Raw genomic sequence first — 2547 nt, forward strand, 5'->3', positions numbered from 1 at the left:
CTTCACCACCCCCGCCTCCCAGTGCCCGATCATCGCACCCGAGTGGCAGGACCCCAAGGGCGTGCCCATCTCAGCGATCTTGTTCGGCGGCCGCCGCGCCACCGCCGTTCCTCTGGTGACAGAGTCGCTGAGCTGGGAGCACGGCGTCTTTCTCGGAGCCAACGTCGCCTCCGAGAAGACCGCCGCCGCCGAGGGGAAGGTCGGCGAGCTGCGCCACGACCCGTTCGCGATGTTGCCGTTCTGCGGCTACAACATGGGCGACTACTTCGGCCACTGGCTGGACGTCGGCCGCCGCGAGGGCGCCGTGCTGCCCCGGATCTACTACGTCAACTGGTTCCGCAAGAACGCCGACGGCGCATTCGTCTGGCCCGGCTTCGGCGAGAACAGCCGCGTGCTCAAGTGGATCGTCGACCGGCTCAACGGCGAGGCCAAGGCGGTGCCCACCCCCATCGGCCTGCTGCCCGCCGACCTCTTCACCGAGGGTCTCGACCTGTCCGAGGAGGACCTCAAGGTGCTGCTGACGGTCGACCGCGAGGTGTGGCGCAAGGAGGCCGCGCTGATCCCGGCCCACTTCGAGAAGTTCGGCGCGCACCTGCCGAAGGAGTTGTGGGAGGAGTACAACGCCCTGCTCGACCGCCTCGGCTGAGCGATGTCCCCTTGTGCGGTACGGCTGCGCCGTCTAACTTGGCGGCTTGCCGTACCGCAGAGGGAGGGCCGCCGTGGACTACGTCCTGATCGTTGTCGCGCTCGCCGTGGTGGTCCTGGTCAGCGCGGCCGAGAATCGTGTCGAACGCGAGCGCAGGCGGGTCAGCGGGACGGCGTCCGCCGGAGGCGGACACCAGTTGGGGCCGTACGAGCTGGCCTACCTGTCCGGCGGGCCGCGCCGGACGCTGAACACGGCGCTGGCCGTGCTCGCGACGGCCGGCGCCGTCCGGGTCTCGCGTGGCTCGCGGGTCACCGCCGTGTACGGCGCGTCGCCCTCGCCGGAGCCCTTGGAGCAGGCGGTGCTCGACGCGCTGGCCTCGCGGCCCGGCGGCTACCAGGCGGGCGAGCTGCGCCGCGAGCTTGAGACGCATCCCGCGCTCACCGAGCTCGCCGTCGGGCTGGAGCGCAAGGGGCTGATCGTGCCGGAGTCGGCGTTCGCGACGGCCCGGCGGCACTGTGGCCTGCAGCGGCTCGCGGTGGCCGGGGCCGCGGGCTATCTGGTGCTGGTGGTCGTGCTGGCCGTCGCCGGTGTGGCGGGCGAGGAGACGGTGTACGTAGGGGCGGTGTTCTTCAGCCTGTTCGCCGTCGTCACCGGCCTCATCGGGCTCTACCGGCAGAAGCGCAGGCTGCGCAACGTCGTCACCGGCGAGGGCCGCGTGGTTCTGCGGTCGGCCCACGCCCACCATCCCAGGGGGGTACGCGATCCGCGCTCGCTCTCCCTGGCCGTGGGGATCCCGGTCGCACTGTACGGGCTGAGCGAGTCAGGCGATCGGATGCTCTGCGACGAGCTGTCCGTCGGCGTGCCCGGCGGCGACTGCGCCGGTTCCTGCGGCACCCTCAGCGGCTCCGACGGCATCACCTTCGGCGGCCTGGACTTCGGCGGCGGCTCATCGGGCTGCGGCGGAGGGTCGTCGGGCTGTGGGGGCGGTGGATCGAGCTGCGGCGGCGGCGGTGGTGGCGGTTCGTGATCCCCGCGATCCAAATGAGCAGAACGAAACCTTGACCTTCGCCCAAGCGTCCATCAGGCAGAAGTCCTTTCCGGCACTGCCGAGGGAGACCGTGATGGACGTGTTCATGCTGATCGTCTCGGTGGGTCTGGCGGCGCACGTCGTCGTCACCGTTCGGTCGATCCAACGCGTACGTGTCCAGGAAGCGGCCGCATTCCACGCCGGCGAGCTGGGCCACTACGCGCTCGCCTATCTGGCGGGCGGAGCTGACCACGTGGCCGCCACGGCCATCACCCTGCTGACCCACACGGGAGACCTCCGCGTCTCACGTGGAGCGCGTCTGCACCGGGTGCAGGCGCCCGTGTCGCGCGACGCCATCGAGCGGGCGGCCCTCGCCGCCGTCCCGCGTTCGGGGATCTCGGCGGCGGCGCTGAGGCGGGAGACAGGTGAGAGCCCGGCCATGGACGGGCTCAGGCGCGACCTCGCGGAGCAGGGCCTGGTGTTGCGAGGCGACCGGCTGGAGCGCCTGCGGCAGCTGGTGAACGGGCTGCGCGCGGTGTCGGTGCTGGCATTCGTGGGAGTGGCCGCAACGCTGCTGGCCCTCTTCGCCGAGGGCGCGCGGTGGCAGCTGCTGCTCTGGCTGCTCCTTCTGCTGAGCACGGCGGTGAGCGCGACGGTCGTCTGCGAGGACCTGCGCAGGTCCAGGCGCGGCGAGCTCACCGGCGACGGGATGGAGCGGCTCGCCCTGGCCATGAGGACGCACCCTCAGGGGTGGGGTGACGTACCGATGAACGTCGCGCTGTACGGTCCGGGCGCGTCGCCCGACGCGCACCTGCGGGAGGGTCTCGGTGGCTCGCGGACGCCGCGCTGGAGCAGGGGGCGGGCGTCGTACGGT

3 protein-coding genes are annotated in these 2547 nt (G+C 71.7%); all 3 read left to right on the forward strand.

The annotated features are described in order from the left end of the window. On the forward strand, nt 1-646 hold a 646-nt coding region (locus E1294_RS51600), incomplete at its 5' end, for a phosphoenolpyruvate carboxykinase domain-containing protein (protein WP_132520595.1). A gap of 73 nt (nt 647-719) precedes the next feature. After that, nucleotides 720-1673: a TIGR04222 domain-containing membrane protein gene (locus E1294_RS51605; RefSeq protein WP_165977986.1), complete on the forward strand. Its 954-nt coding sequence runs from the start codon at nt 720-722 to the stop codon at nt 1671-1673. Nucleotides 1674-1767: 94 nt separating this feature from the next. Beyond that, nucleotides 1768-2547: TIGR04222 domain-containing membrane protein (locus E1294_RS51610; RefSeq protein ID WP_132520601.1), on the forward strand; the 780-nt coding region annotated here is incomplete at its 3' end.

The organism is Nonomuraea diastatica (assembly GCF_004349015.1).
In the GTDB taxonomy this organism is placed as follows: Bacteria; Actinomycetota; Actinomycetes; order Streptosporangiales; family Streptosporangiaceae; genus Nonomuraea; species Nonomuraea diastatica.